The sequence below is a fragment of the Bradyrhizobium uaiense genome (genome assembly GCF_010811875.1).
Lineage (GTDB): Bacteria > Pseudomonadota > Alphaproteobacteria > Rhizobiales > Xanthobacteraceae > Bradyrhizobium > Bradyrhizobium uaiense.
In genome coordinates this window covers 1-4,658 of the sequence record NZ_VKHP01000402.1, presented here as the reverse complement: position 1 = coordinate 4,658, position 4,658 = coordinate 1, and the positions used below count along the sequence as shown (strand labels likewise).

At 61.1% G+C, this 4,658-nt stretch carries 5 protein-coding genes and 1 pseudogene; 2 read left to right on the top strand and 4 right to left on the bottom strand.

The annotated features are described in order from the left end of the window. A partial coding sequence (locus FNJ47_RS44660; RefSeq protein WP_163162962.1) for an IS110 family RNA-guided transposase occupies positions 1–630 on the top strand: 630 nt, incomplete at its 5' end. A gap of 266 nt (positions 631–896) precedes the next feature. Here FNJ47_RS44660 and tnpC read toward each other — a convergent pair. From tnpC to FNJ47_RS52075, 4 genes and pseudogenes are all read right to left on the bottom strand, one after another. Continuing rightward, positions 897–1,752 (bottom strand): annotated as a pseudogene (gene tnpC, locus FNJ47_RS44655) (IS66 family transposase); the annotation flags it as partial. A 122-nt stretch (positions 1,753–1,874) separates the two neighbouring features. After that, a complete protein-coding gene (tnpB, locus tag FNJ47_RS44650) occupies positions 1,875–2,072 on the bottom strand; it encodes an IS66 family insertion sequence element accessory protein TnpB (protein ID WP_347341813.1) in 198 nt (65 codons plus the stop codon). Positions 2,073–2,109: 37 nt separating this feature from the next. Further along, positions 2,110–2,835, bottom strand: coding sequence for a hypothetical protein (locus FNJ47_RS52080; RefSeq protein WP_236000543.1), 726 nt, complete (start codon positions 2,833–2,835; stop codon positions 2,110–2,112). A 53-nt stretch (positions 2,836–2,888) separates the two neighbouring features. Further along, on the bottom strand, positions 2,889–4,199 hold the full coding sequence (locus tag FNJ47_RS52075) for a recombinase family protein (protein ID WP_236000542.1): 1,311 nt from the start codon (positions 4,197–4,199) through the stop codon (positions 2,889–2,891). Between FNJ47_RS52075 and FNJ47_RS44640 the strand changes: the two genes are divergently transcribed. Further along, entirely contained in the window at positions 4,192–4,458 is a 267-nt protein-coding gene (locus FNJ47_RS44640; protein WP_157348977.1) for a hypothetical protein, read from the top strand. The genes FNJ47_RS52075 and FNJ47_RS44640 overlap by 8 nt on opposite strands. Positions 4,459–4,658 lie beyond the last annotated feature (200 nt).

Sequence of the window (4,658 nt, the reverse complement as noted above, 5' to 3'; positions counted from 1 at the left end):
CGCACACAGGCGATCAATGCTTTGCGCGGACATCTTGCGGAATTCGGTTTGATCGTGGCTCAGGGCGTGAGACATATCCCCCGATTGGATGAGCTCCTTGCAACATATCCGGACCTGCCCGATCTAGCCCGCAGCCTTTGCCAGAATCTCTTGACGCATGTGAAATCCCTGTCGGAGCAGATAGCAGAGCTGGAGAAGGGACTACGGGTGCGCGCGAGACAGGACGAAGTCGCCTCTCGCTTGATGACCATTCCGGGAATCGGCGCAATCTGCGCTACAGCGATAGAGGCGTTATCGCCGTCGGCGGAGACCTTCTCGAAGGGGCGCGATTTTGCGGCCTGGATTGGTCTCACGCCTAAGCAGAATTCTTCCGGAGGCAAGGATAGGCTCGGCAAGATCTCCAGGATGGGCCGGCGAGATCTGCGACGCCTCCTTGTGCTTGGTGCGACCGCCGTTGTGCGATGGGAAAGACGCTATGGATCGCCAGCAGGATCCTGGCTGGCAAGAATGCTCTCGAAGAAGCCTCCAAAGCTAATCGCGGTCGCTCTAGCGAACAAAACGGCGCGTATCGCCTGGGCCTTGATGGTCCGCGGTGGCGCTTACCAGGCTCCAGCGTCTGGCGCTGCTTAACGCAAGGCCAGAAGCCGAGAGACGTCGGAAATGTGGTAAGGTCTAACGGAGGGTTATGGGCAATCGGTCAGGGACTGGGATTGGAGGAATCAACAGGTCGATGAGTGCCAGCGAGCACGCGTAGCCGAATTGGATCCAATCCACGCATTCCATAAGGGCCCGCGACGTGTCGAGGTCGCGTTACGAGGCCGGACACACGTCAGCACCCGACCACATGCCTGTTCCGAAGTTATATTTTGCTTGCATTCACTGGGGCGTCCACACACATCGACCTGCAGGATCCCCTTGAAGCCCGCCAGATGGGCGATCGGTCGATCGGCTTTGCGATCGGGGGCATAGACATAGGCGACGCCTGGCGGATCGGCGCCACCCCATGGCCGGTCATCCGCCACATAGGCCCAGAGCTGGCCGGTCTTGGTGCGCCCGCGGCCGGGATCGAGCACCGGCATCGTCGTCTCATCGGCGAACAGCTTTGGCCGTTGCCTGGGCTTGCCGAGGAGGCGCTCATGCAACGGACGCAAGTGGAAGGATGCTTGCCCCACCCAGTCCGCCAGCGTCGAACGATCGAGCTCAATGCCCTGGCGGGCGTAAATCTGCGCCTGCCGGTAGAGCGGCAGGTGATCGGCATATTTGGACACCAGAACCTGGGCGACGGTTGCTTCGGTCGGCAGTCCGCCCTCGATCAACCGCGCCGGGCCGGCGCCTGTATGACACCATCCTCGAAAGCACGGCAGGCGTATTTGGGACGCCGGTCACGAGGATCCGGAACTGAGCCGGGACCAGGTCGAGCCGCTCGCTTCTATGCTCGCCGATCCGGTGTAACTCGCCCTGGCAGCAGGGACAGGTCTTGTCCTCGATGTCGACGACGACCTCGATCCGTGGCAGGTGCGCCGGCAAGGCGCCGCGGTTGCCGCGGCGCCTACGGGCTCGCACCTCATGGCCTTCAGGCGCGCTGACGTCCTGCGCCGCCTCGCTGTACGCTGCCACCTGCTCGACGTCTTCTAGGCCCAGCAGCATCTGATCTTCAGGTAGCGTCTCTGCCCGCCGGCCAAACCGATGCCGCTGCAATTCCTTAATGATCTGACGCAGCCGTTCGCTCTCGCACCGCTCGGCAAGCAGCATCGCTTTCAGCGTCTCGGGATCGTTAGGCAGGGCGTCGCTCACACCCAATTCAGAGCATATTCGCCACCATCTGGCGACGCGTCCGACGCTCCTGATTCACTTCGCCGCAGCGCCGCCAACAACTATCCCGGTTGCGTTGGCGCCGGCGTCTCACGCGCCTCATGCACACGCCGCCAGTCGAGCCCTTCCAGCAGCGCGGACAATTGCGCGGCCGACAGACGGAACACACCATCCTCGATCCTCGGCCAGCGGAAGATCCCATCCTCGAGCCGCTTGGCGAACAGACACAGACCCGTTCCGTCCCAGAACACCAGCTTGATCCGATCCGCACAGCTCGTTTCATTCTGCGTCCCTTTGTCAGATCCCAGGCAGGCGGATCAACCTATCGTACTGATAATCAATGTAGTTTTTCGGCCGACGTTCGATCACGCGCTGCACCGCTATGCGCACTGACTCCGACGTCAGCGCGTCGACCGGAACCGACCATTGCGCCCCCTTGATCGCTTGCGTTGCCGGCAGAATGCCCTTCAGCACGAGGCTCTTTGCTGATCCGACGCAAATCCCAAAGTGTGCCGCAGCCTTCGCAAGGCTGATCATTTTGCCGTCGGATGATGCGGGATCGTATTCCGGCAAGCCCAGGCGTTCGCGCATTTCCCGCACGCGAACAGTCGTCCAGGTCTCGCCGTCGCCGGTCTTACAGCGCATCCGATTGAGCGACACGGCGAGCTCTCGATCAGGCCAACGACCAGCGAGTTTACGAAGTGCGTCAACGGCAGTGGGGGCCATATCGCCCGGATATCGGCCCGTCCTAACGCGAGCAACCCGAACCTCCGTGTGCCGGCCGCCGGTCCAGTGGACGAGCAGAACCGCTTCATTGGTGTTTTCGTCGAGATCGCAAACAATCTCTCGGACCACGATGTGAACTAGCCGTTGCTTGGTGCGCGTGTCCGTGGACGGTGCATTCCAGACCCGCGGCAGATCGTGCGCAAGTTGCAGAAGCAGGGCGCGGTCGATCTTGGGGGTTTCCGCTGATGCGGCGCGCTGCTCCTTGATCCGACCTTCAAGCTCGGCAACCCGCTCCAATGCGCCATTCCAGCGTGCCTCGAGTTCGCGGGCAACGTGACGCTTCGCCGGATCTACAAGTTCGTATCGGCGTGCGGCAAGGGACGCTTCGTAGCTTGCAACTTCAAGCTCCCGTTCGACGGCGGCGATGATCTCCTGTCTCGAGCGCTCAATCTGGTCGGACGCCAATATCGCTGCTTCAACAGCCCGATCGGAGACCGCCTCAAGGATTTGCAGCGCGACCGCACGATCGACGCGCACTCCGCCGATGCCGATACATAGGCCTGCCCCCACATGGGCGTCATCGCCGCGGCATTGATAGCGATGGGCATTCCCTTGGCCTGGCCATAGAACACACGCATCATTCGCCCGCAACGTCCGCACCGCATCAAGCCGGTCAGGAGTGCGCGTCCCCCGCGCGCCGATTTACGCGAGCAATTCTTTTTCATGTGCGCGTTTTCCAGCAGCAGCCTCTGATTGTCTTCATACTCCTGCCAGCCAATATAACCGGGATGATTGTCGCGCAGGAGAACATTCCATTCTTCCCGCGGCTTCTTGAACCCGCTGACCTTGCGGGCGCGACCGTCCACGATCCGTGTCTTCTGGGCGATTCGGCCAAACGCATAGGCGCCAGCATAGAGCGGATTGTGCAGGATCTGCATCACCGTGTGATAGGCTGGCACCTTCCAGCTGAGCTTGTAGATTTGAACGTTCCTCAGGACCACAGGCATTTTGATGTCGGCGGCACGCAGCCAAAGAAAGACCTGCCGGGCGCTGCCGAGCTCGCGGAACTTCGTGAAGACGAGTCGCACAACTCCCGCCACATGTTCGTCGGGATCGATTTCGATCTTCCCAAGCTCATTCCAACAAAATCCTGGTGGAAGCATGAAGCGGTACTCGCCGCGCTTGGCCTTGGAGTCTCGAGCGGCGATTCCACGTTGGCGAAGCAGGCTCAGCTCATACTCCGACATCGTCCCCTTCAGTCCGAGAAGCAGGCGGTCGTTGACAAGCCGCGGATCGTAGGCACCGTCGGGATCGACGACCAACGCGCCGGCGAGCGCGCATAGGTCGATCAAATGATGCCAGTCACGCCCATTGCGCGCCAGCCGTGATGCCTCGATGCAATATACGGCACCGACGTCGCCTGAACACACCATGGCCACAAGCCGCTCAAATCCAGGCCGCTGGGTGCTGCCGGAACCTGAGCGGCCAAGATCGTCGTCAATGACCGTCACGGACTTAAATCCGGCGGCTTCCGCGGCCTGCGCCAAGTCATATTGCCGCCGCTGGCTTTCGAGATTCCCCATGACTTGGGACATCGTCGATTGGCGAACATAGACGACGGCGACGCGACTGAGGTGATCAGGTGTGATCTTGATGCTCATGATCACCTCCCGTCATCTGAACGGTCTCGACGCCTGCCGCCTCCAGCAGGAGATCGGCGAGCGCCTGGATCAGGCCTTTGGGATTGGCGCCCAGCGGGTTCTGGGGAATCCGATGCCCCAGATCCAGACCCAGTTGCATCGGTTCGCGATATTGGTGTTTTCTCCGCACGTCCTTTCTCCCTCTTCATTGAAGGACGGGATCGTGCGCCCGACGCCTGAGTCGTGCCGAGAAGCTTCAGAACTGCGGCAAATTCGTTGAGCCCCACAATACTGACCTGCGGCGGCCCAAGGGCCATGCCGGCACAGTAGCTTTCGTCGAACATCCAATTGGGAACCTCGCGGCTAAACCCACGCCGCTCCTCGGTATAGATGCACTTCAAATCCTTGCCGCGTCGGAAAGGTGCGACCTGAAGCGTCCGCCGAAAAAGCGGATGCCACGGATATGCAATTGTCGCGCTT